At 52.1% G+C, this 23,594-nt stretch carries 18 protein-coding genes and 6 tRNA genes; 8 read left to right on the plus strand and 16 right to left on the minus strand.

Annotated elements, in window-relative coordinates:
- Positions 1-426: 426 nt before the first annotated feature.
- Entirely contained in the window at positions 427-2,406 is a 1,980-nt protein-coding gene (ftsH, locus tag HMPREF1527_RS02380; protein ID WP_016477109.1) for an ATP-dependent zinc metalloprotease FtsH, read from the plus strand.
- Between the two features lie 220 nt (positions 2,407-2,626).
- On the opposite strand, the gene clpX is transcribed toward ftsH, so the two are convergent.
- From clpX to HMPREF1527_RS02400, 4 genes are all read right to left on the minus strand, one after another.
- Entirely contained in the window at positions 2,627-3,931 is a 1,305-nt protein-coding gene (gene clpX / locus HMPREF1527_RS02385) for an ATP-dependent Clp protease ATP-binding subunit ClpX (protein WP_016477110.1), read from the minus strand.
- Positions 3,932-3,943: 12 nt separating this feature from the next.
- The gene (locus HMPREF1527_RS02390) at positions 3,944-4,564 is read right to left on the minus strand and encodes an ATP-dependent Clp protease proteolytic subunit (protein ID WP_016477111.1); all 621 of its coding nucleotides are present in this window, start codon (positions 4,562-4,564) and stop codon (positions 3,944-3,946) included.
- A gap of 93 nt (positions 4,565-4,657) precedes the next feature.
- Positions 4,658-6,076, minus strand: a complete 1,419-nt coding sequence (tig, locus tag HMPREF1527_RS02395) for a trigger factor (protein ID WP_016477112.1) — start codon at positions 6,074-6,076, stop codon at positions 4,658-4,660.
- Positions 6,077-6,138: 62 nt separating this feature from the next.
- A tRNA-Leu gene (locus HMPREF1527_RS02400) sits at positions 6,139-6,224 on the minus strand.
- A gap of 174 nt (positions 6,225-6,398) precedes the next feature.
- On the opposite strand from HMPREF1527_RS02400, the gene HMPREF1527_RS02405 reads away from it, so the two are divergent.
- A complete protein-coding gene (locus tag HMPREF1527_RS02405; protein WP_016477113.1) occupies positions 6,399-6,995 on the plus strand; it encodes a DNA-3-methyladenine glycosylase in 597 nt (198 codons plus the stop codon).
- A gap of 33 nt (positions 6,996-7,028) precedes the next feature.
- On the opposite strand, the gene gdhA is transcribed toward HMPREF1527_RS02405, so the two are convergent.
- Positions 7,029-8,360: an NADP-specific glutamate dehydrogenase gene (gene gdhA / locus HMPREF1527_RS02410; RefSeq protein ID WP_035433866.1), complete on the minus strand. Its 1,332-nt coding sequence runs from the start codon at positions 8,358-8,360 to the stop codon at positions 7,029-7,031.
- Positions 8,361-8,520: 160 nt separating this feature from the next.
- On the opposite strand from gdhA, the gene HMPREF1527_RS02415 reads away from it, so the two are divergent.
- Positions 8,521-8,597 (plus strand) — tRNA-Pro (locus HMPREF1527_RS02415).
- 22 nt (positions 8,598-8,619) lie between these two features.
- Positions 8,620-8,695: transfer RNA gene (locus tag HMPREF1527_RS02420), tRNA-Gly, on the plus strand.
- Positions 8,696-8,817: 122 nt separating this feature from the next.
- Here the strand turns inward: HMPREF1527_RS02420 and HMPREF1527_RS02425 are convergent.
- The gene (locus HMPREF1527_RS02425; RefSeq protein WP_016477115.1) at positions 8,818-9,657 is read right to left on the minus strand and encodes an ABC transporter permease; all 840 of its coding nucleotides are present in this window, start codon (positions 9,655-9,657) and stop codon (positions 8,818-8,820) included.
- Positions 9,658-9,763: 106 nt separating this feature from the next.
- On the opposite strand from HMPREF1527_RS02425, the gene HMPREF1527_RS02430 reads away from it, so the two are divergent.
- Complete coding sequence (locus tag HMPREF1527_RS02430) at positions 9,764-10,693, plus strand: diacylglycerol kinase family protein (RefSeq protein WP_016477116.1); 930 nt, start codon at positions 9,764-9,766, stop codon at positions 10,691-10,693.
- Between the two features lie 123 nt (positions 10,694-10,816).
- Here HMPREF1527_RS02430 and ptsP read toward each other — a convergent pair whose 3' ends face one another.
- From ptsP to HMPREF1527_RS02455, 5 genes are all read right to left on the minus strand, one after another.
- Positions 10,817-12,520, minus strand: coding sequence for a phosphoenolpyruvate--protein phosphotransferase (ptsP, locus tag HMPREF1527_RS02435; protein WP_016477117.1), 1,704 nt, complete (start codon positions 12,518-12,520; stop codon positions 10,817-10,819).
- Positions 12,521-12,616: 96 nt separating this feature from the next.
- A complete protein-coding gene (locus HMPREF1527_RS02440; protein WP_016477118.1) occupies positions 12,617-13,654 on the minus strand; it encodes a 1-phosphofructokinase family hexose kinase in 1,038 nt (345 codons plus the stop codon).
- 143 nt (positions 13,655-13,797) lie between these two features.
- Positions 13,798-13,873 (minus strand) — tRNA-Lys (locus HMPREF1527_RS02445).
- Positions 13,874-13,886: 13 nt separating this feature from the next.
- Positions 13,887-13,962 (minus strand) — tRNA-His (locus HMPREF1527_RS02450).
- A 119-nt stretch (positions 13,963-14,081) separates the two neighbouring features.
- Positions 14,082-15,284, minus strand: coding sequence for a MalY/PatB family protein (locus HMPREF1527_RS02455; RefSeq protein WP_016477119.1), 1,203 nt, complete (start codon positions 15,282-15,284; stop codon positions 14,082-14,084).
- 260 nt (positions 15,285-15,544) lie between these two features.
- On the opposite strand from HMPREF1527_RS02455, the gene HMPREF1527_RS02460 reads away from it, so the two are divergent.
- Positions 15,545-15,621, plus strand: a tRNA-Arg gene (locus tag HMPREF1527_RS02460).
- A gap of 66 nt (positions 15,622-15,687) precedes the next feature.
- Here the strand turns inward: HMPREF1527_RS02460 and HMPREF1527_RS02465 are convergent.
- From HMPREF1527_RS02465 to HMPREF1527_RS02475, 3 genes are read right to left on the minus strand one after another with little or no spacing between them, the layout of a single operon-like run.
- Positions 15,688-16,809 (minus strand): aspartate-semialdehyde dehydrogenase, encoded by a 1,122-nt coding sequence (locus HMPREF1527_RS02465; RefSeq protein ID WP_016477120.1) that lies wholly within the window; start codon positions 16,807-16,809, stop codon positions 15,688-15,690.
- Between the two features lie 14 nt (positions 16,810-16,823).
- Positions 16,824-18,152, minus strand: coding sequence for an aspartate kinase (locus HMPREF1527_RS02470; RefSeq protein ID WP_016477121.1), 1,329 nt, complete (start codon positions 18,150-18,152; stop codon positions 16,824-16,826).
- Complete coding sequence (locus HMPREF1527_RS02475; protein ID WP_035433639.1) at positions 18,149-19,327, minus strand: homoserine dehydrogenase; 1,179 nt, start codon at positions 19,325-19,327, stop codon at positions 18,149-18,151. The genes HMPREF1527_RS02470 and HMPREF1527_RS02475 overlap by 4 nt, the downstream gene beginning before the upstream one ends.
- Before the next feature lie 191 nt (positions 19,328-19,518).
- Between HMPREF1527_RS02475 and thrC the strand changes: the two genes are divergently transcribed.
- Both thrC and thrB read left to right on the plus strand, forming a co-directional pair.
- Positions 19,519-21,015, plus strand: coding sequence for a threonine synthase (gene thrC, locus HMPREF1527_RS02480; protein ID WP_016477123.1), 1,497 nt, complete (start codon positions 19,519-19,521; stop codon positions 21,013-21,015).
- 74 nt (positions 21,016-21,089) lie between these two features.
- Complete coding sequence (thrB, locus tag HMPREF1527_RS02485; protein ID WP_016477124.1) at positions 21,090-22,019, plus strand: homoserine kinase; 930 nt, start codon at positions 21,090-21,092, stop codon at positions 22,017-22,019.
- 21 nt (positions 22,020-22,040) lie between these two features.
- On the opposite strand, the gene HMPREF1527_RS02490 is transcribed toward thrB, so the two are convergent.
- On the minus strand, positions 22,041-22,763 hold the full coding sequence (locus tag HMPREF1527_RS02490) for an ABC transporter ATP-binding protein (protein WP_016477125.1): 723 nt from the start codon (positions 22,761-22,763) through the stop codon (positions 22,041-22,043).
- A complete protein-coding gene (locus HMPREF1527_RS02495) occupies positions 22,764-23,594 on the minus strand; it encodes an ABC transporter ATP-binding protein (protein WP_016477126.1) in 831 nt (276 codons plus the stop codon). It lies immediately after the preceding gene.

Genomic DNA, 23,594 nt, shown 5'->3' on the forward strand with positions numbered 1-23,594 from the left:
GCATACTCGGTTGGTCTGTTACGGCGACCATATCCGGCAGCATCTACTTACGCTTGGACGAGAAGATCTTCTCGCCACGCTTTTGAACTGCAGCTCCAAGGTGATTTTCACACGGACGCAAACGCGGGCTCTCAGCTTTCCCACTCTCTGTAGTTTGCGCTGCCCGGGCTACTCTCCTCTTCACAGCCGATGTGCATCATAGTAGCACGCCTGCCATAGAATGCCACCCCTCAATTTGCCTGTTAACAGTTCGTTCATGTACAAAACTTTCTGTAAAACTTCTCGGCAGCTATGAAGTCTCTTGCTTTGGAGATGTTGGTATTGGCGGTTAAGGCCATCAAAATTGGGTAGAACTATTTCACTATGTGTGTGGCCCTGCGTCAGATTCTGCAGAGCCATATAGCCCAAAGGTAAGAAAGGCTGTGTATGGACAACGACAACAAGCGACGCAGATCGATGTTGCTTTATGTACTCCTTGCTATCGTCGTATATCTCGCGATAAACCAAGGTCTTTTGCCCAATGTAACAAAATCACAGGTGCAGGACGTTTCGTATAGTCAGTTTCTGAGCGACGTCAATGACGGCAAAGTTAAGAAAGTCGATCTTAATGACAGCACCAAGGTTATCCGCTTCACTGAAGGAGAAGGCGACTCGGAGAAAATCTATACTACCAAGGCGTTTCCCAACGACGTTAACCTGGTAAAGACCCTTCAAGAGAAGGGCGTTGATTTCTCCGCCACCATCCCTGATCCTACGGCAAACCTGTGGATGAGTATTTTGATTGAGTTTGGCATACCGCTTGTCATCTTCCTGGTTGCCGGATACTTTGTGAACCGCGCGTTAAAACGTGCCATGGGCGATGATAATCCGTCCATGAACTTCGGCGGCGGCAACCCGTTTGGCGGATTTGGCGGCGGTCTGGGGCGCTCCAACGCTAAGGAAATTAAGGGCGAAGATACCGGTGTCACGTTCAAGGACGTTGCCGGCCAGGAAGAAGCCAAAGAATCCATGCAGGAGATTGTCGGATTCTTGAAGACTCCCGACAAATACACCGAGATTGGTGCGCGCAGTCCGCGAGGCGCGCTTTTGGTAGGGCCCCCGGGCACCGGCAAAACGCTCATCGCCAAGGCCGTTGCCGGCGAAGCGGAAGTTCCTTTCTTCCAGATCGCGGGTTCTGAATTTGTCGAAATGTTTGTCGGACGCGGCGCTGCAAAAGTCCGCGACCTCTTCAAACAGGCAAATGAAAAGGCTCCTTGCATTATCTTTATTGACGAGATAGACGCGGTTGGTAAGCGTCGCGACGCCTCACTGAACACCAACGATGAGCGCGAGCAAACCTTAAATCAGCTGCTCTCTGAGATGGATGGCTTTGACAACCATAAAGGCATTGTCGTTTTAGCGGCAACCAACCGTCCCGAGACGCTGGACCAGGCACTGCTTCGTCCTGGCCGTTTTGACCGGCGCATTCCTGTGGAGCTTCCCGACCTCGCCGGCCGCGAGGACATCCTTAAGGTTCACGCCAACGACGTCAAGATGGAGCCCGGCGTAGACCTTTCCCTTGTAGCTAAATCAACGCCCGGCGCTTCCGGCGCTGACCTCGCGAATATCATCAACGAAGCGGCCTTGCGCGCCGTCCGTATGGGACGCCGCCGCGTTACCACAGAAGACCTTACTGAGTCTGTTGACGTTGTTATCGCCGGCGCTAAGAAAAAGAACGCCGTCCTCACTGAGCATGAAAAAGATGTGGTCGCCTATCACGAGACCGGTCATGCCATCGTCGGAGCTCTGCAAAAGGGATCGGCGCCGGTAACCAAGATTACAATCGTCCCGCGTACCTCAGGCGCCTTAGGCTTTACTATGCAGGTTGATGATGACGAGAAGCACCTCATGAGCCGCAGTGAGGCCATGAATGAAATCGCCGTGCTTTGTGGCGGCCGCGCCGCTGAGGAGCTGATCTTCGGTGAAATGACCAATGGTGCATCAAATGACATTGAGCGCGCCACAGGCATTGCTCGCGCTATGGTTACGCAATACGGCATGTCAGATAAGCTCGGTATGGTCACCCTTTCTCAGCAGCAAAGCCGCTACCTTGGCGGCGGATCATCGCTTACCTGTTCTGAAAAAACCGCCGAGGAGATCGACGAGGAAGTTCGTCGCATTGTTGAAGAGTGCCACCAGACTGCCTTAAAAACGCTGCAGGAAAATCGCTTTAAACTCCATGAAATTGCTCATTACCTGCAGAAAAAGGAAACCATTACCGGTGAGGAGTTTATGAACATCTTAAACCGTGATAACGGTTTTGGCTCCACGCTTGACACGTCCTCGCAAGACAGCGCAAACGCCTCAGACGCTGCGCCTCACCATAGCACCGAAAACGAGCATGGCACCGGAAGTGAGCGTTTCTAAAGAGTTATAGAAAAGATACATCGTTCTATACGCATTTGACCTTGGCTGAGATTTTCGCAGGATTTGAAAACTGCATTTCAATCTTAGCCAAGGTCATTTTTAGGATAAGCCGACAACAACTTTGAATGTACTTTTCAGCTTCGAATGTACTTTTAGGGTGAGTCACTCACTTTGATGCCCGCTGATTTCACTGACGGGCATCAATTTCACTCACGGCTTGTTAGTTTCGACTCCCCTTTTTTCCTTTTACCAGCTCAGGGGACTTCTCGCCACCAACGCTTTCTGGCGTCACAACAACGCGCGTAATATCCAAATCGGACGGCAAATCAAACATAGTTTCCTGAAGCGTTGATTCGCAGATAGCGCGCAAACCGCGGGCGCCGGTTCCGCGCTCGAGCGCCTTCCGGGCGATTTCGCGCAGAGCGTCATCGGTAAATTCAAGGTCGACGCCTTCAAGATCAAACATGCGCCGATACTGCTTGACCAGTGCGTTTTTCGGCTCAGTAAGAATGCTCACAAGATCATCCTCATTGAGCTCGCGTGTAGATGTGATGACGGGAATGCGGCCCAGCAGCTCGGGAATCATGCCGAACTTATGCAGATCCTGGGGCATCACCTTAGCGATAAGCTCAGACTCTCCCTGCTTAAAACGGTCTGCAACATCGGAGTTGAAGCCAATCCCCTTTTTGCCGATACGATCCGCAATAATCTTATCTAGACCGACAAAGGCGCCGCCACAGATAAAGAGAATATTCGTAGTATCAATGTGAATAAGCTCCTGTTGGGGATGCTTGCGGCCACCTGTTGGAGGCACGCTTGCTTCAGTTCCCTCCAGAATCTTCAAGAGAGCCTGCTGGACTCCCTCACCGGAGACGTCTCGCGTAATGGAAAGGTTTTCCGCCTTACGGGCAATCTTGTCGATCTCGTCGATATAGACGATACCAACCTGCGCACGTTCAACGTTTCCATCAGCCGCCGTGATGAGCTTCAAAAGAATGTTCTCAACATCCTCGCCGACATAGCCGGCTTCCGTAAGCGTAGTAGCGTCGGCAATGGCAAAAGGAACTTCCAGAAAACGAGCGAGCGTCTGAGCGAGCAAGGTCTTGCCGGTACCGGTGGGACCAAGCAGCAAAATGTTAGACTTCGCGATCTCTACGTCCTCATCGTCCTCTGAGGGCTCATCATTGCCCGAAAGGATACGGCGATAGTGGTTATACACCGCGACGGACATGGCGCGCTTAGCGTCTTCCTGACCCATAACATACTGCGAAAGCTCGTTATAAATTTCATGCGGCGTAGGAAGATTTTTGATAGGAGGCTCATCTGTGGAATCGGCAAGTTCAGCCTCTTCCATTTCGAGCTCAAACGAGTCGTTGATCATATCACTGCAGGTACGCACGCATTCATCGCAGATGCACACGCCGTCAGGACCTTGAATGAGCTTATTGACCTGGCTGCGACTTTTGCCACAGAAGGTACAGCGCATTTCTTGGTCGTCAAAGGGAAAACTCTGCTTTTTAGACATTACCGTAGTCCCTTACTCAGCCTTTGATTGATCGCTACGGGAAGAAATAACGCGGTCTACAAGACCGTATTCAGCCGCCTCCTGGGCACGCATGTAATTATCGCGCTCGGTATCGACGTTAATCTTCTCAAGCGGCTGGCCGGTATACTCTGAGAGCACCTCATTAAGATGTTGGCGAATCCATTTTGTCTCATCGGCGATAATCTGAATGTCGGTCTGCTGCCCCTGAACACCGCTTGACGGCTGGTGGATAAGGACCATGGAATTCGGAAGCGCCAGACGCTTGCCCTTCGCGCCAGCGGCAAGAAGAACGGCGGCCATTGAAGCGGCCATACCAACGCAGATAGTCGAAACATCAGGCTTGATAAAATTCATCGTATCAAGGATACCAAGACCCGCATAGACGTCTCCGCCAGGAGAGTCAATGTAGAGCGAGATGTCCTTATCGGGATCTTGACTCTCAAGATGCAAAAGCTGCGCAATCACAAGGTTTGCAGAATCGCGTGTCACAGGCTCACCAAGAAACACGATGCGGTCGTTCAGCAGGCGGGAGTAAATGTCGTAGCTGCGCTCACCGCGCGGAGTCTGCTCAATAACGTACGGAATGAGCGGGGTATCAGTTGGAAAGTTCATACATCCTCCTTGTTATATCAGTCTTTACAAGGATACCCCGAGATAGTATGTTCTATCCCGGGGTATAGAAATCAACTAAAGTTTTACGCCGTGTTACTCAGCGTCTTTCGCAGGCTCCTGGGCATCCTTATCTTTCTTGACAGCCTTCTCCTTTTTTGCGGTAGTCTTCTTCTCGGCCTTCTTGCCCTTTGCAGCCTCGGCATCCTGCTCGGCAATCTCATCTTTTACGGTAACCTGAGCGTTGTCGCGAAGCCAGTCAAGCGCCTTGGAACGACGGATAGACTCACGAATTGCCGGAAGACGGCCAGCGCTGCGCCACTCCTCAATGGTCTTCTCGACATCCTTAACGCCCGCCTTCTCGAACTCGGCGCGAACATCGTCATTAGTGGCCTTGATATCCTGATTGCGAGCAATCGCATCAAGAGCCAGGGATTGACGAGCACGCTCATCTGCCTGCTCCTGAAGGTCTTTAATAAAGTCATCGGTCTTAATACCGCGGGCAGCAAGGAACATATCAAGGGTTGCTCCCTGACGCTGCAGGTTATTGAGGAACTCCTGAGCAATCTCATTGAAGATCTCGTTTTTGTACTCGGCGGGAACCTCATCAAGCTGCAGGCGCTTGCCCATCTCTTCAACAACACGGTCTTCCTTAAGCGTCGGAAGAGAATTCTTCTTGTCGGCTTCAATCTCCTCTTTGACAGCGTCGCGAAGTTTTTCCACGGTGTCAAAACCAAAGTTCTTCTTGGCGAACTCATCGGTCAGCTCTGGCGTAACCGCTTTCTTATGAGCGACAAACGTAACCTTGATGTCGTAATCATGAGAGTGAACCTCATCGCCATGCGTGTGGCTGTGAGTCCACTTAATCTCCTTTTCTTCGCCCGGCTTCATGCCAATGAGTTCCTTCTGGAACTCCTCGGGGATCTGAGTACCGTTAAGCGTAATAGTGCGGCCTTCGCCTGCCATGTGAGCAGCGCCTTCAATATTTTCAATATCAAGGGAAACGACATCGCCCTCTTTAGCGGCGCGTTTCTCCTTTGTATTCTCAAAGGTGGTCTGATAGCTCAAAAGCGTCTTGATCTGACGGTCAATTTCGGCTTCGGTTGCCTCTTCGGGAGGCATGGTGATAGCCGGCGCGTCGTATGAATCAAGCTGCGCATCGGGACGCACGTTGAACGTCACCTCGTAGGTGTAATCTTTGCCTTCATTCGCAAGATTGTCGTCCTTGCCATAATCGCCCTGTCCGATGGGGACAAGATCGAGCTCTTCGAGTACTTGGGGTTCTGCTGTACCAAGAAGATCATTGGTTGCTTGCGCAAGGACAGCCTCGCGACCAACGATGCTGTCGATAACGGGACGCGGGGCCTTACCCTTGCGGAAACCCTGGAAGGAATATTTGTAAGCGATGTCTTTGTAAGCCTGCTTGACCGCAGCGTCAACGTCTGCAGCAGGAATAGTGACCTTAACGGCAAGCTTCTGATCTTTTGGCTTGTCAGCGGTAACGGTGATATTCAACGTTCCTCCAGTGTCTCGAACTTATACATGCTGGATATACCAGCGGTTTTCCAATCTGCCCATGGTGCGGGCGGAGGGAATCGAACCCCCATGGACTCAGTCCACTAGAACCTAAATCTAGCGCGTCTGCCAATTCCGCCACGCCCGCAAAATTCACGTAGCCTTGAAATAATAGCAAACATCCGATAGCTTGCCCGCGAGAAGTATAAAACCGCTTGATTTTTCACTATTCTCAGCACGCCCCTAAGCTTCTCAGTTTTATCAAAAAAGCAAAACGCTCTAGAATGTCAGCAAACGATACATCTCTTGTTTGGCGGTATTCATGTTTCCCGACTTTCTGGATGGCCCAGCTGATGACGTCGCGCAAAGATTGCTCGGTTGTCTATTTACACGCACTGTCACCTATGCTGGCGAGAAACACGTGCTGGTCGCGCGTATTGTTGAAACCGAAGCCTATGATGAGAGTGACCCCGCCAGCCACGCCTTTGGCGGCAAAACCGAGCGTAACGCCGCTATGTACGGACCAGCCGGCCATCTCTACGTCTATCTTTCATACGGCATGCATTTCTGCTGCAATGTAGTCTGTGGCAACAACGCTCACGGTGCCGGTGTCCTTATCCGCGCTGTTGAGCCGATCTCAGGAATTGATGTAATGCGCGCACTTCGTGAAAGCAAGAAAGTCCATAAACATTTCTTACGTGACCGCAATCTCACCAATGGTCCTGGCAAGGTTTGCGCTGCTCTCAGCATTGATTGCGCACTCTACGGTCATGATCTTCATAACGCTCCCCTTGTGCTCTCTGTCGGTCCCCTTTATGCCAACGAGCACATTCTCGCAACGCCGCGCATCGGCATCAGTAAAAACGCCGATGCGCTCAGGAGGTTTTCCATTGCAGGAAATCCTTACGTATCAAAATAATTCATCGCACGCTTTCAGAACACCAACGAACGTCTAACACACGCCCTGCGCCATCATGGCGTCAGCAACTTTCAAGAAGCCCGCAATATTAGCGCCAAAGATAAGGTTGCCGGGGTGTCCGTACTTCTCGGCAGCTTCAGAAGCGGCAGCGTAAATATTTGCCATAATATCCTGAAGCTTAGAATCAACCTCATCAAAGGTCCACGAAAGATGCTCGGCGTTTTGGGACATCTCAAGACCGGAAACGGACACGCCGCCAGCATTAGCCGCCTTTCCGGGCGCGAAAAAGACGCCATGTTCCACCAGACAGTTGGTAGCTTCAAGCGTTGTAGGCATGTTGGCGCCTTCAACCACAAAACGCGTACCGCCGGAAATCAGTTTTTGAGCGTCTGTAAGCTCAAGCTCGTTTTGCGTGGCGCAAGGCATGGCGATATCGCACTTCTCGCCCCATGGCCGCTCGCCTTCATGATACACAACGCCCTCGCGAGCCTCTGCATACTCCCTGATACGGGCGCGGCGGACTTCTTTAACATCTTTCAAAAGCTCAATGTCAATACCTTCAGGATCGTACACATAACCGGAAGAATCGGAAACGGTAATGACGTGAGCGCCCAGCTGTTGAGCCTTCTGAGCAGCATAAATGGCAACGTTTCCGGAACCTGAAATGCAGACCGTCTTGCCGTCAAGCGACTCGTTCTTCTCGGCAAGCATATGTGTAAGGAAATAAACCGCACCGTATCCGGTTGCCTCCGTGCGCGCAAGAGAGCCTCCAAACGAAAGTCCTTTGCCGGTCAGTACACCGGACCATTCGTTGCGCAGGCGCTTATATTGGCCGAACATATAGCCAATCTCGCGCGCGCCCGTACCAATATCACCAGCGGGAACATCGGTGTCAGGACCAATATGGCGGCAGAGTTCCGTCATGAACGACTGACAAAACGCCATCACTTCTCGATCGGACTTACCCTTGGGGTCAAAGTCAGAACCTCCCTTACCGCCGCCCATAGGAAGCGTGGTCAGAGAGTTTTTGAAAATCTGCTCAAACCCAAGGAATTTTAGGATTGAAAGGTTGACGGAGGGGTGCAAGCGCAGCCCTCCCTTATACGGTCCGATTGCTGAATTGAATTCAATACGATACCCCCGGTTGACCTGAACCGTCCCAGCGTCATCAACCCAAGGAACACGGAACACGATGATACGCTCGGGCTCAACCAAACGCTCAAGCAGTGACGCTCGTTCAAACTCGGGATGCGCGTCAAGAGCGGGTTGAATTGTCGTCAAGACCTCGCGCGCCGCCTGAATGAATTCCGGCTGGTCAGCATAGCGCTCCTCCAGCTCAGCAATAATCTTCTCGGAATAGCTCATAGTGCTCCCTTCATTAGTGTCTTTAACAGGATACGTCTGCTTGGCGAGAAGATTGCCCTTCTTACCAAGTTGAAACAAAATGAAAACATGAATTTCACTGTCAAATTTCAAATTGAGCATTGCTGCAAACGACAGACTCCCCTATACTTTTCTTTCGGCTCGGGGTGTAGCGCAGCTTGGTAGCGCAACTGCTTTGGGAGCAGTGGGTCGCTGGTTCGAATCCAGTCACCCCGACCAGCTTTTGTACGTTTTGCTCTATGCGGCGGTAGTTCAATTGGTAGAGCATCAGCCTTCCAAGCTGACTGTTGCGGGTTCGAGTCCCGTCCGCCGCTCCATTTTTTCTTTCATATCACACGCTTTAAGCTGTAGTTAGCGCTTATGGCACAACGCTTATGGCAAGAAGCGTTACTAACGACTAGCGCCCCTACATAAGCCGATACCATTACACAAAACGCCCTTAAATGAACAATATGAAGCGCTTCTCGAGATGGCGAAACACCGCATACCCCACAATAAGCGCAGCAAAGGCGGCTACCACGCAACCCATGACGGTGCCGCGGGAAGGCAGCTGCTGGAACAACAGGCAATCCCGGATGAAGGTGACATAATGATACATAGGGTTGAAGCGCTCGACCTGCAACATCCAGGGAGACATGATATTTACCGAGTAAAAGAGCGGTGTGCCATACATCCATGCGGTCACAACTACGCTCCACAGGTGAATAATGTCGCGGAAAAAGACTGCTAGCGCGGAGAGCAAAAGCGAAACTCCCACACAAAACAGCGCTAAAAGCAGCAGCGCCACAGGCATAAGCAGTGCATACGCCGTAAGCGGTATTTGAAAGACTACCATAACCACCGCAACGGCAATAAGCGAGAACGCATAGTTTACCACAGCAAAAAGCACCTTTTGCACGGGGAAGACAAGGCGATTAATGCGCACCTTTTTAAGAAGACTGGAAGCGTCGATGATTGAGCGCATGCCCATCGTGGTGGCATCACTCATCAGCTGAAATGCCGTATTTCCCAAAATAAGATAGAGCGGATAGTTAACCACATCTGCCGCTCGATTACCCAAAAATGTAGAGAAGACTACCGCCATAACAATCATCATCAAAAGCGGATTCAAAACCGACCACACCACACCCAGCACACTGCGGCGGTATTTCAGTTTGAAGTCCTTGCTCACAAGCTGACGCAAAATGAACTGATCGCGCTGCTTTGCCGGATACCAGGCATTGCGTCCATCAATGCTACTTTTGACGTCCTTCTCGGCACTTTTTGAAGATTCAGCCACTGCGGCATCCCTTTCCCAAACCGATTGTTTGCCGAATAATCGTAGCACAGGAAAGCATATGCAGCTAAACTAAGAGAGTATGCGAGAAATCTATCCAAGGAGTCTCATGGCACACTCCCCGCTTGGCCACACGCTGGTCATTGCTAATCCTGCAGCTCACAGTGGTAAAGGAGCAGCAGGCGCTGAATTTGCCCGCCACTTCCTGGAGAGTTACGCCTCCGCGACAAACGGCTATGAAATCCGCTTCACCGCTGACATGGGTGACGCGGTCCCTCTTGCTTCCTCCTCTGAGCATTTCGATACCGTACTGGCGCTCGGAGGCGACGGAGTAATTCACGAAGTAGTCAATGGCCTCATGAAGATTGCTCCCGACAAGCGGCCGGCGCTCGGCATTATTCCCATGGGTTCAGGTAATGATTACGCCCGCACGCTCGGCATGAAAATCAACGATGTAGAAGCCGCTCTGGCACAGCTCGTACGCGGTCACATACTCCCCATTGAGCTGGGTTTTGTTAATGGGGAATATTTTACAGAAACGCTTTCGTTTGGCCTGGACGCAGCCATCGCGCTTGATACGACCGCCCGCCGCGCTCATGACACCAGCCAGGAAGGCGAAACGCTCTTCTTTACCTCCGGCCTCAAAATACTTTCCGCAGGGTCGAAAGGATACGCATGCTCCGTTTCGTTTGATGGCGAGAAGCCCTTCGAACTTCGAGAACTTATACTGGCGTTTCAGGTTGGTCCGACGTACGGCGGCGGCTTTAAGATATGTCCGATGGCCTCGCCAACCGATGGCAGATTGACGGTCTGTTACAACTCAAAGGTTCCCGGAATTCCCCGCCTGCTGTCTCTTTTTCTGTTGGCCAAAAAAGGGCGGCACGTCAATTCAAACATCATTGAGCAGCGCCATATCGACAGAGCTGTAGTAACGTTTGCGGAGCCTGTTCCCGTGCAGGTCGATGGAGAAGAGCTCCCTTATGCCGACACCTACGAGGTACAGGTATTGCCGCGAGCGCTACGCGTTGTCATGCCGTAAGTCGCGGCTCAAATCTGTCACAAGTACGTAAAAAGGTGTTACGCGAGAAAGTCGTCGTTTTGTAACAAAAAGCCTTGACTGCCGCAAAGCAGCCAAGGCTTACATAAAGCATACGGGCAGCAGCTAGCGAGCTTCAGCCTCAAGGAGCGTGCGCACTTCAGCCGAAGTGTCGAGTTCAAGAGCACGATTTGTTAAATTATCAGCCTCTGCTTTGCTCCACGCCGCAAGCGTCTTGCGCGTGCGGAGGACGGAAGGAGCCGACACTGAGAACTCACCCAGGCCAAAGGAAATCAGAATCGGAATGAGCAACGGATCGGCCGCGGCCTCACCGCACATACCAACCATAATACCGGCTTTGTTGCCCTCTTCAATAACGCGCTTCAGCGAGCGAAGAACTGCCGGCTGATAGACCTCATAGAGATAGGCGACGCGATCGTTGCCTCGGTCTGAGCACATGGTATAGCCGATAAGATCGTTGGTGCCGATAGAGAAAAAGTCGCATTCTTGAGCCAGCTTGTCAGCAATGAGAGAGGCAGCAGGGGTCTCAATCATGGTTCCGACTTCGATATCCTTGTTGTATGCAATACCACGCTCATCAAGATCGTGCTTGCACTCCTCAACGAGAGCCTTTGCCTGTCGAACTTCCTCGACGGTAGTCACAAGCGGCAACATAATTTTAATATCACCGAACGCAGAAGCGCGCAGCAGCGCCGTCAGCTGAACCTTATACTGCTCCGGATTGTTAAGGCAGTAGCGAATGGCGCGGAATCCCATAAAGGGGTTCTCTTCCTTTTGCATATTGAGGTACGGGATGTCCTTATCGCCACCAACATCAAGCGTACGGATGATGACAGGCTTGTCTTTCATACGAAGAGCCACCTTTTGGTAGGCGACGAACTGCTCTTCTTCAGACGGAAGCTCCTTGGCATCCATGAACAGAAACTCTGAACGGAAGAGACCTACACCTTCAGCGTCAGCTTCAATAGCGCTGTTCGCATCATCGGGATTACCGATATTGGCAACAAGGAGAACCTTCTTACCGTCGGCCGTTACGGTATCTTTACCACGAAATGCTTCAAGAGCGGCCTTTTCCGCAGCATATGCCTCTGCCTGAGCGGTGTAATCGGCAAGTTCAGCGTCGGAGGGATGATAGATGACCTTACCGTGCGTTCCGTCAACAATAATCGTCGCACCGGTCGCTACCTTTTTGGTAATGTCAGCAACGGACAGAACCGCGGGAATCTCAAGAGCGCGCGCGATAATCGCCGAGTGAGAAGTACGGCCACCTGTTTCGGTAATGATGCCGCAGACATGCTCTTTGTCAATGTCAGCGGTCATGGAAGGCGTCAGCTCATGGCAAACGATGACGGAGTTCTCGGGCAGCGTTGAAAGATCTACAACGTCTTTGCCGAGAAGGTCAGCGAGCAGCCCCGTTTTGACGTCAGCTACGTCTGCTGCGCGTTCACGGAAGAGCTCGTCCTCCATGCCTAAAAACATGGTGTAGTACGTATCATAGGCGTCAACGACGGCCTGCTCCGCGCAGGTTCCTCCGTCAATCGCGCCTATAACCATATCTTTAATGCCCTCGTCTTCGGCAAACTCAATGTGAGCTCCCATAATTGCCGCGGCTTCTGGACCGACGGTCTTGGTCATGCGCTCAATCTGAGCGTTTGTCTGTCCGACAAACTTGACAACAGCTTCAGCATAGCGGGCTTTCTCGGCGGCTGCATCCTCAACAGGGTGCGGCGTAAAGGAAAGATCCGGCGCAACAGCTACTTGGGCATTTCCGATACCAATACCATTAGACGCGTTGACTCCCTCGTACATAACCACTCCTTACATACGCCGCTAACGCGGCACACCTACATCCCCCAACCGCCTTACGTACGGCGGCAAACCAACTATGTAACAGTAAGGTGTCCGCTATTTTGCTCCGGAATCACTCTTTGTGTGCGAATGATGCATGCCAAGCCAGTCTTTCTCGCGAGCATCAGCCTTTGCATGATTCGCCTTAATCTCTTCCGCGATTGCGGCAGGCATTTCGCGGCCCATTTTCTTATACAGGGCTGTGACAACGCGATCGATGGTAGCGCGCTTGGCGATGCCTTTGCTTGCTGCCGTTGCCGTACCGCAAGCAGACGCGTAGATAAGCGAGGTTTCATAATCAAAGCCCTGAGTGGTCTTGGCCAAAAAGCCACCGACCATAGAATCGCCGGCGCCGGTTGCGTTGACCAGATGGATTTTCACCGAAGGCACCACATGAGTCTCGCCGTATTCGTCCAAAAGAAGCGATCCCGAACCGCCGCAAGAAACGATTACGTTACGCGCGCCGCCCTCCTGCAGTTGTTGGGCAAACGGAACGCACTCCTCCGGAGTTTCCGGAGCGGCGTTAAAAATGCGCCCAATTTCATGATTGTTCGGCTTAATGAGGAACGGACGTCCCTTGATAGCCTCCATGAGAAGCTGGCCGGGAGCGTCAACAACAAACTGAATACCGCGGCCGGCAAGTTGCTGCATCAGACGCGTATAGATGTCCTCAGGAAGCGAATTTGGAATCGAGCCGGTTAGTACCAGCGTGTCTCCCGAGCCAACTACGTCCATGCGCCTCAAAAGCTCATCGACTTTTTTCTCGGGGATGCGAGGCCCCATGCCATTAACCATGGTCATAACGATGCCATCCAGCTTGACATTGATGCGCGTAAAGCCGGAATCAAGTTTTACAAAGTTACTGGGAATGCCCTGCTTTTGAAGGTCACTCAGAAGATAATCGCCCGTAAATCCCGCGACGATGCCCATAGCGACCGTTACCACGTCAAGTTCGTTCAGCAACGTGGAAACGTTAATGCCATTGCCGCCGCAATGCAGCTCCTCAGCTTGCGAGCGGTTGGTAAAGCCCATGTCAAGTGTGTTTGGTTGCATTACGTAGTCAAGCGCAGGGTTCAATGTCATTGTGTAAATCACGACAATTCCTCCATGACGAAAGGCATTAAACATGTACTGTCTAGTATGACGCATTTTTCTGTTTTAGGCACACAAGAATGGGAGTTTTCTAGCGAATCGCTATAACAAAGCACCCCGACAGGTGCCGGGGTGCGTCAATGCAATGGTGGATCGTCAGGGGTTCGAACCCTGGACCTTGGGATTAAGAGTCCCCTGCTCTGCCAGCTGAGCTAACGATCCAAAAGCTTCAAAATGGGGTGGGAAAAGGGGCTCGAACCCTCGACCTACGGAGCCACGGTCCGTCGCTCTGCCAACTGAGCTACTCCCACCGTTTAGCCACCTCTTGAAGCAGCTAAATCATTATTACAGAACTCGCCGATTATGCAACCCCTATTTTCAAGTTTTCCATGCGACTTCTCTCAACTGTCATTGAATTGCAGACACTATCTCAGAGACTTTCTTTTCCCACGAGCTCCAGCAACGCTTTGTCAAGACGCTCAAGCGCCTCGTCAATCTCCACACGCGGAGCCGCCAGGTTCCATCTCTTAAAACCATCGGCCGCCTTGCCAAAAAACACGCCGTCAGTAAAGAAAAGCTGCGCTTTGTTCTCGAGAAAATCGTCGAGCTCCTCATGCGTAAGGCCCAACGCACGAAAATCAAGCCATTGAAGATACGTTCCCTTGACGGGGATAAGACGGACTTCAGGGTGCTTCTCGGCAAAAAAGTTGATAACGTGGTGTTGATTGGCGTCAACAGCCACGATGCAGGCGTCAAGCCATTTTTCGGCATAGTTGTAGGCAAGCTCGCAGGCTTTGAAGCTGATGGGATTGCAGGAGGTCGTATGGTTTTCGTTCATGCGCGTGTTAAGACGCTCTCGCAGCTCAGGATTACTTACGATGATGTTTGAAAACTGGGTACCGGCGAGGTTGAAACTCTTTGAGGGCGAAGTGCAGGTAATCGTCCGCGCAACGATAGAGGGTGTAACCGTTTCAAAAACCGTGTGGCGCGAACCCGGCATGATGAGGTCATGGTGTATCTCGTCAGAGACTACGAGCAGTTCATATTTTTCGGCAATCTTGGCAATGCGGAGAAGTTCTTCTTCCGTCCACACGCGCCCTGCGGGATTGTGCGGCGAACAAAAAATCAACAAGGTATTGCTGGCATCTGACGCGAGCTTCTCAAAGAGATCAAAATCGATGTCGTATGTGAGGTCATCATTCAGAATCAGTGGGCACTCGACAAGCGTACGATGGGAGTGTTCCACAGCCAGATAGAACGGATGGTAGACCGGCGTAAAAATGATAACGCCCTCATCAGGCTTGGTAAATTCTTCTACCGCTGAAAAAATAGATGGAACCACGCCAGCGGAATTCAAAATCCATTCCGGTTCAATATGCCAGTTGTGTCGCCGCGCCATCCAGCTGGCCACCGCTTCTTTCATCTCGTCCGTTGGCTCTGAATACCCGAGCACCGCCGTATCAATGAAACGCTTCAGACCGTCAACAATCTCCGGAGCAGTATGAAACTCCATGTCGGCAACGGAAAATGGAACAATATGCGGCGGCAACTCAGGGTGAGCGCTGCGCATGGCGTTCCACTTGCGGGAACCCTCCCGACTGCGGTCAACACGAGATTCAAAATCGTAGGTCATGAAGCCTCCAAAGCAAAGAGTACCGGTTTTATATGCCAAAAAGAATATGGGACTCACAACGAGCGCCGCAAGAATAGCACAGTTTGCAGCGCATGCTCCGCCGGCGACTTTCGCATTCCATAAAAGGTAGCCGGCGCTTACAGAGACAATCGCAGCACGCGTCTGTGCACGTTTCGACAATTACGCATGATGAAATAATTCTGCGCACTTTTATCAATCGATTTTTGTAGTGCCGTTGCTATAATTAAATGCGCACATACGTCCCCTTAGCTCAGTTGGATAGAGCATCGGTCTTCTAAACCGCAGGTCAGGCGTTCGAATCGCCTAGGGGACACCAGAAATTTCAGCCGCTCGGCTAAGTCGAGCGGCTTTTTATTGTAAATGCAACACTTCGCTCCAAGAGTTAAACATAAAGAGTCTCTCTCAAATACTCGGCAATCTGAACGGCGTTGGTAGCGGCGCCTTTTCGGATTTGATCGCCACAGCAGAAGAAGGTCAGTGCGTGCGTGCCTTCCGGTGCGGAAAGATCCTCGCGAATACGTCCTACATACACAAGATCTTGATCAGACGTTTCAAGCGGCATAGGGTAAGCAAGCGCTGCCGGATCATCAACAACCTTGACGCCAGGGGCGCCCTCAAGTACGAAACGAGCTTCGTCAGCGGTAATCGGGCGTTCAAACTCAACGGTAATGGCTTCAGAGTGAGAGCGCATGACCGGCACACGCACACAGGTGCAGCTTACACGCAGGTCAGGCAAGTGCATAATCTTTCGACCTTCGTTTTGCATCTTCATTTCTTCAGAGGTATACCCTGCCTCGTCAAAGCCGCCAATTTGCGGAATCAGATTGGCGGCCAGTTGGTAGGCGAAAGGTGCAGTCTTTTCTATTGGCTCGCTCGCGACAAGACATGCCATCTCACGTTCGAGCTCTTTGAGTCCCGGCAGACCGGCGCCCGACGCGGCTTGATAGGTAGACACAATCAGCCGTTTTACACCCGCAGCCTGATGAAGCGGCCAGAGAGGCACCAGGCCGATAATGGTTGCGCAGTTAGGGTTGGCGATAATACCGTGGTGTCCCTTGATATCTTCCGCATTAATCTCAGGAATGACCAAAGGAACATTCTGATCTAAACGAAACGCGTGGGAATTATCCACGCACACGCAGCCGCGCCTGACCGCCTCGGGCAGAAGTTCTTTTGCCTGAGCATCTCCTGCCGCTCCAAGCACAATGTCAACGTTTTCAAAAGCATCGGGCTCAGCTTCCAGCACTTGGATCTTCTCGCCACAAAAATCAACGAAACTTCCGGCGGAGCGAGCGGAGGCCAACAGAACCAGTCGGGAAACGGGAAACGCGCGTTCCTCCAGACAGCGCATCATTTGCGTACCTACCACGCCGGTAGCGCCTACAATCGCTACGACTTTTCCGTTTGCGGCGACGTCAGAATTCTTTTTTAGAGAGCTAGCGGGACCTTCACATCTATGGATGGTGGCACCCTCATCCGCACGGACAGCGGAGTTTTCAATCATACGTATGAGCCTCTCTATCTCGAAACCATTTCATCGCGGACAAAACGCTCGTAAATGACGCGAATCGTGCGATCAAAATCCGCATTGTCAACGCCCACGATAATACTGATTTCTTCGGAGCTTTGCGTAATCATGCGAATGTTGATGTCGGCCTCGCCCAAAGCTCCGAAGATTTTGCCGGAGGTACCGGAGCGCTTTGACATATTACGACCGACTACAGAAACCAGCGCCAAGCGGTCTACCATCGTAATGTCGTCAGGCTCTATCTCATGGCGGATGTCGGCGATGATGGAATAGACGGTATCGCGCACATCGGCGGCATTGACCACAATGCCAAATGAATCGACACCCGTAGGAACATGCTCTACAGAAACGCCGTACCTCTCGGCTATATGAAGCGCCCGGGAAATGACACCCACCTCATTGGACATATGAGCCTTTTTGACATGTATGGCCATAAAGTCCTTACGGCCAGCAATACCGGTAATCAGATGCTCGCTCACATCGCCGTCAGCAGTTTCACGGATGACGGTACCCTTGTCCAAAGGGCTGTTGGTATTTTTGATTTGAATGGGGATATTGGCTTCACGAACGGGAAAGATAGCTTCTTCCTGCAAGACCGAAGCGCCCATGTAGGAAAGTTCGCGCATCTCGTCAAAGGTAATGCGTCCGATAGCACGCGGATGCTCAACCACATGCGGATCGGCGGAAAGAAAACCTGAGACGTCTGTCCAATTTTCATAGAGACCCGCGTCTAGGCAGCGCGCTACAACGGCACCGGTAATGTCGCCACCACCGCGCTGAAAAAGTTTGATGGCGCCGTCAACCGTAGCGCCGTAAAATCCGGGGAGTACAAAGGAACCCTCGCGAGCAACCACATCCCGCAGACGCGAGGCTGTACGTTCCATATCCACAGTGCCATCGTGGTGAAATACGATTACATCAGCCGCGTCGACAAACGGCAGCCCCAGATACTCAGCCAAAAGGTTGCAGGTAAACCATTCGCCACGCGATACGACAAACTCAGGTGAATACTTCTTGATATGTGAGGCGAATTCATCAAATTTTTGAGCGACAGGCCACGAAAGTCTCAACCTGTCAGCAATTTCTTGAAAGCGCGCCTGAATATCAGCAAGCAGAGAGGTGCAGTCAACGTGATATTCAATGTGAGCGTTCACCAGCAGCAAAAGATCAGTGATTTTATTATCGCCACTAAAGCGCTTGCCGACAGCTGACGATACGATAAACCGGCGGTCAGGATCGGCATCGACAATATTCTTGACCTTCTCGAATTGCTCGAAAGACGCAACGCTTGACCCGCCGAATTTCACAATTTTGATCATGATTGGTCCCTCTCGCCCAGAGCCGCCATAAACGATGTAGAGTCGGTTTTGAGCGCGCCCTCGAGAAGTTCTCGCGCTTGAACGGCGGTTATATCATGTACCACATAGGCACCCGGCTCATATACCGTACTGTCAGGAATGGCTGCGTTGGTGCGAATTACATACGAAGAGCGCAAAAGGTCAGGATCGTACCTGAGTGCCGGTGCGTCCGCGCGCGCACATGGATATACAGGATAATTTCCGCGCGCCACATCGATAATGTCCTGCACAACCGCGTTCGCCGTCGGATTACCTCCGGCGCCTTGTCCGTAGAATTTCAGCTCACCGATTGTGGCGCCTGTCAGTGAAATCATATTGAAGTTGGAAACAACATGCGATTCAAGGGACTCGATTGGAACAGCCACGGGCTCAACCGCTACCGCATACCGCCCATCCTCACATACGCCGTGGCCAAACAGTTTCACGGTACGTCCATGGTTGCTGAAAAACGCAAGATCGCGACGGGTAAGATTGCGGATACCCGAGGTAGGAACCGCAGTCGTACACAGCGTATCAAAGGCAACCGTTGCGGAAATAACCGTCTTGGCGCAAACGTCAAAACCGTCGATATCCGCGGAGGGCTCGCGCTCGGCATACCCTAACTCCTGCGCTTTGCCAAGCGCCTCAGCAAAATCGGTACCGTCTTTTTGCATTGAGTACACAATATAGTTTGTGGTGCCATTCATAATGCCGTAAAAGCTGGTAATAGCGTCAATTCGCTTGGCCTTTTCAATGCCAGCAATCCACGGAATGCCTCCGCCGACGCACGCTTCAATACGAAGGGCGGCGCCGCTCTTCTCGCCCGCGGATACGAAATCGGCAAAGTATGCCGCGACGACCGCTTTGTTTGACGTAACAACATGCTTTCCGGCTAAAAGTGCACGAAGCAGATACTCATGAGCAGGCTCAAGACCGCCCATGCATTCAACTACGACATCAATGGTAGGATCGCAGACGATAGTCTCGTATGAATCGGTCATGCGAACATCAGAAGGAGTGTATCCGGGACGCATCAAAATAGCGGCGAGTGTTACCTCATCCACGCGCTCATCGAGAATGCGCGCTACGGATTTGCCGACCGTACCGTACCCCAAAAGGGCAACCTTAAGCGGCCTTGTAGTTCTATGTGTTTTCATTACCAGGAGGCACTTCCCTTCTTTGAAAACCAGTGCGTCCGTTTGAGCAGTGCAGCCCGCGTACACAGACCGCGTCAACGCCTATCATTGAAATTCCGTTAACAATAATACGTGAGGGACGCCGAGTCTGACAGACCGTTAAAATACTTGAAACACGAAACTATGATGGCAGTCATATCTTCGGAGGATTCATGGACGTTCAGTACCACAGCACACGCAGCAGCCTTTCTTCTGTCAGCGCAAAACAAGCCGTTGTAAGCGGCATCGCTCCCGATGGAGGTCTCTTTGTCTCCGACGCGCTTGGCACAAAAGCCCTGGATCTAACCCGCATTTCAGGACAGGATTTTCATGCCACCGCCCACGACGTTCTTTCGACGCTTCTCGCAGACTACACCTCGGAGGAGATTGATGAGTGTATCCAAGGCGCCTATGGGCCGCAATGGGATACGCCTGCGATTACGCCTGTCACACCACTAGGAAATCACTGGCTGCTTGAGCTCTTTCACGGACCCACTTCAGCCTTCAAGGACATTGCGCTGCAAATGCTTCCCCGTTTGTTTACAAAAGCGCTTGCCGGCAGGAAGCGCAATGTCATGATTGTCACGGCAACGTCAGGAGACACCGGCAAGGCGGCGCTTGAGGGTTTCAAGGATATTCCCGGACTGGGAGTGAGCGTCTTTTATCCCGAAGGCAAGGTCTCAGATATCCAGCGCCTTCAAATGACCACGCAAACCGGGTCAAACGTTGCCGTATGCGCTGTTCGGAGCACCTTTGACAATGCGCAGACCGAGGTGAAGCGCATTTTTGCCGATAGCGAGCTTGCTGAGCACCTTCGTAGCGCCAATACGGCGCTCTCCAGTGCAAACTCTATCAATATAGGTCGCCTTGTTCCTCAAATCACCTATTACTTTGACGCCTACGCACAGCTTGTTCGCCGCGGTGCCATTTCCCTGGGCGACCGAGTGAGCTTTTGCGTGCCGACAGGAAACTTCGGCGACGTCCTTGCGGGATACTTTGCCAAGACACTCGGACTGCCCGTAGACAGACTCATCGTAGCCTCCAATGCGAACAAGGTTCTTACGGATTTTATTCAAACGGGCACATATGATCGGCGTCGCGCCTTTAAAAAGACCATGTCGCCCTCGATGGACATTATCGTTTCATCAAACCTTGAACGACTTCTGTACTACGCCTCGGACAAAGACACCAACCTTATCGCCTTTTTGATGCGAAACCTTCGCGAGAAGGGCGTCTATACGGTTTCGGCGCAGCTGCTCGACCGCATTCGGGCGATTTTTGACTGTGGCTTTGCTACCGATGCTGAAACCGCTGCGACCATTCGTTCCACCTGGGAAGAGGAGCATGTGCTAATCGATCCGCATACCGCGGTGGCGAGGTGCGTGCTCGAGCGAGTCGCCCCCCACCTGTCCACGCGGAATAAAGCGCTGGTATGCCTGTCTACCGCAAGCCCGTATAAATTCTCGTCTGACGTCTTAGCTGCGCTTGGGAGAAAGCCTGAGAACCTTGACGACTTCGCCTGCATGGACGCGCTCGCCGAATACACCGGCACCGTTCCCCCAATTACGCTTTCGAGACTTCGTGATAACGCTATTATTCATACCGGTGTGTGTGATCAAAATCAAATGGAGAGGTTTGTGACAACAGCCTGCTCAAGGATATTCAGTTGACGCGTTTAAGCTACTTGGAGCTTCGCCGTCTGTGGTACCTGAAAGCAGAACTGTCAGAATAATTGAGGCGCACTATGCAAAAAGATATCATTTTGTCCGTTTCGGTACCGGCTACCTCGGCAAACGTAGGCGTCGGGTTTGACTGCCTGGGTCTTGCCTTCAATCTTCGAGCACTGTTTCAGTTCAGAGAGGCCGACACCCTTGAGATTGCAGGCTGCCCGCTTCGCTTTCAAAACGATGATAATCTCGTATGGCAGGCGTATACGCAGGCATGCGATAAGCTCGGCAGCGATCCTACGCCAAAGCATATCTCCATTGACTCCCCCATCCCGTTTTCAGGAGGGCTTGGTTCGAGTTCTGCCTGCGTGATTGCAGGTGTCGCCTGCGCTCTCAGCGAGTCTCACGGCGGTTGGGATCCGGAGCGTGCGCTTGATTTGGCATGCCGCATCGAAGGACACCCTGACAACGTTGCCCCCGCCATCTACGGCGGTCTGACGTCATCCTTTGTCGAAGGCGGCCACACGGTCTGCTCTCGCATTAAAATCGCGCGCGGCTTTTCTTTTGTGGCAATCGCTCCTCCCTATTCAGTTCAAACCGAAGACGCTCGCCACATTATGCCTACCGAGATTCCCCTGGAAACCGCCGTATGGCAAATGGGACGCGTAGTGGCCGTCACCACCGCTCTTGAAACCGGCAACGCGGGTCTTCTCGCTACCGCATGCGTCGATAAGTTACACGAACCCTACAGAAAGAAACTAATTCCCGACTACGAGGCACTTCGTGAGGCGGCTCTGATGGCGCGCGCGAGCACCTTTGTTATTTCCGGATCGGGCGCCGCAATGATTGCCGTCTGCGACTCTCCCGTTGTTGCTCAAGCTGTTGTGGAAAACGCTCAAAAGGTCCGCAACGACCTCTGGATACGAATCTTGAATCCGTCACTTGCGGGAACCTCTATTACCTGCGACGACGGCACCATTCATCACAATACCTTTGACGAGATTTAGGGCGAGAAGCACTTCTCGCCCTCAACCGCCAAGATATGCTTTGCGCACGTCGTCATCGTGCAGAAGCGCGTCGCCCGTGCCGGTTTTAACAACCTTGCCAATCTCCAGCACATAGGCACGGTCAGCAACATTGAGCGCCATATTGGCGTTTTGCTCAACGAGCAAAATAGTGGTGCCATGAGAACCGAGCGCCCGAATAATAGCAAATATTTCCTCAATCAGGATAGGCGCGAGGCCCATGGAAGGCTCATCAAGCATCAGCAGCTTGGGGTGGCTCATCAACGCGCGACCCATAGCGAGCATCTGCTGCTCTCCACCGGAAAGCGTGCCAGCCATTTGACGGCGGCGTTCGCGAAGACGTGGGAAATGTTCGTACACAAGGTCAAGCGCCTCCGCGTTTTCCTCATCTGAACGCGTATAGCCGCCCATCTGAAGATTTTCAGCAACGCTCATGCGCGAAAAGACACGGCGGCCTTCAGGACAAAGCGCCAGACCAGCTTCAACAATTTTATGGGGCTTCATTCCCACAATGCTATGGCCGGAAAACTCAATGGAACCCGCATCAGGCTTGATCAAACTGGAAAGAGTGTTAAGCGTCGTGGACTTGCCCGCACCGTTTGCACCAATAAGGGTCACGATTTCCCCTTCGCAAATCTCAAAGGAGATGCCCCTGACCGCGCGGATAGCACCGTAAGATACGTTCAGGTCTGTAACGGAAAGCAGGATGTTTAACGCGGCTGCCATTTACTGTACCTCCGGAGTACCCAGGTATGCTTCGATAACGCGCGGGTTGTTTTGAATCTCTGAGGGCGTACCTTTGGCGATGATTGAGCCGTGGTCGAGCACCGCCAGGCCCTCGCAGACACCCATAACAAACGACATATCATGCTCAATCAGCAACACGGCGATGCTAAAATCATCACGAATCTTGAGCACGTTTTCCATGAGCTCATGCGTTTCGTTGGGGTTCATACCTGCCGCGGGTTCGTCAAGCAGCAGCACTTTCGGATCGGTTGCAAGCGCCCGCAGAATTTCAAGCTTGCGCTGATCTCCATAGGAAAGATTGCCCGCTTGCATGCGCGCCAGCGCCTGCATGTCAAAAATCGCGAGAAGGTCCATCGCACGGTCCCGCGCTTCTTTTTCTTCACTCCAGTGTTTTGGAGTGCGGAACAAATCTTGCAAAAAATGGCTTGAGAGCGTTTGTCCCAGACCAACCAGTACGTTGTCGAGTGCTGTCATCTCGGTAAAAAGACGGATATTTTGAAAGGTACGCGCCATGCCCATATGGCTCGTTTCAATAACGCTTTTACCGGCAAGGTCATAGCCGTCAAGCAGCACCGTGCCGCGTGTGGGTCGATACACATTGGTCAGCAGATTGAAAACGGTTGTCTTTCCCGCTCCGTTCGGCCCAATAATCCCTGAAATCTCCGTAGGACCAAGAGCGATGTTAAAGTCTTCAACAGCCTTAAGACCGCCGAAATCAATACCAAGGTGTTCAGCCTGAAGTACCGGAATAGCATGGAGATCGCGCTCGGGAATAAGATTAGGCGACTCCTGCCGAATCAACTTTGACAT

Source organism: Atopobium sp. oral taxon 199 str. F0494, assembly GCF_000411555.1.
Taxonomy (GTDB): Bacteria; Actinomycetota; Coriobacteriia; order Coriobacteriales; family Atopobiaceae; genus Lancefieldella.

Excerpts from the sequence above, each read along its gene's own strand:
- ftsH (WP_016477109.1), top strand. The coding sequence starts at position 427 with ATGGACAACGACAACAAGCGACGCAGATCGATGTTGCTTTATGTACTC.
- clpX (WP_016477110.1), bottom strand. The coding sequence starts at position 3,931 with ATGTCTAAAAAGCAGAGTTTTCCCTTTGACGACCAAGAAATGCGCTGT.
- HMPREF1527_RS02390 (WP_016477111.1), bottom strand. The coding sequence starts at position 4,564 with ATGAACTTTCCAACTGATACCCCGCTCATTCCGTACGTTATTGAGCAG.
- HMPREF1527_RS02405 (WP_016477113.1), top strand. The coding sequence starts at position 6,399 with ATGTTTCCCGACTTTCTGGATGGCCCAGCTGATGACGTCGCGCAAAGA.
- gdhA (WP_035433866.1), bottom strand. The coding sequence starts at position 8,360 with ATGAGCTATTCCGAGAAGATTATTGCTGAGCTGGAGGAGCGCTATGCT.
- HMPREF1527_RS02430 (WP_016477116.1), top strand. The coding sequence starts at position 9,764 with ATGGCACACTCCCCGCTTGGCCACACGCTGGTCATTGCTAATCCTGCA.
- ptsP (WP_016477117.1), bottom strand. The coding sequence starts at position 12,520 with ATGTACGAGGGAGTCAACGCGTCTAATGGTATTGGTATCGGAAATGCC.
- HMPREF1527_RS02455 (WP_016477119.1), bottom strand. The coding sequence starts at position 15,284 with ATGACCTACGATTTTGAATCTCGTGTTGACCGCAGTCGGGAGGGTTCC.
- HMPREF1527_RS02465 (WP_016477120.1), bottom strand. The coding sequence starts at position 16,809 with ATGATTGAAAACTCCGCTGTCCGTGCGGATGAGGGTGCCACCATCCAT.
- HMPREF1527_RS02470 (WP_016477121.1), bottom strand. The coding sequence starts at position 18,152 with ATGATCAAAATTGTGAAATTCGGCGGGTCAAGCGTTGCGTCTTTCGAG.
- HMPREF1527_RS02475 (WP_035433639.1), bottom strand. The coding sequence starts at position 19,327 with ATGAAAACACATAGAACTACAAGGCCGCTTAAGGTTGCCCTTTTGGGG.
- thrC (WP_016477123.1), top strand. The coding sequence starts at position 19,519 with ATGGACGTTCAGTACCACAGCACACGCAGCAGCCTTTCTTCTGTCAGC.
- thrB (WP_016477124.1), top strand. The coding sequence starts at position 21,090 with ATGCAAAAAGATATCATTTTGTCCGTTTCGGTACCGGCTACCTCGGCA.
- HMPREF1527_RS02490 (WP_016477125.1), bottom strand. The coding sequence starts at position 22,763 with ATGGCAGCCGCGTTAAACATCCTGCTTTCCGTTACAGACCTGAACGTA.
- HMPREF1527_RS02495 (WP_016477126.1), bottom strand. The coding sequence starts at position 23,594 with ATGTCAAAGTTGATTCGGCAGGAGTCGCCTAATCTTATTCCCGAGCGC.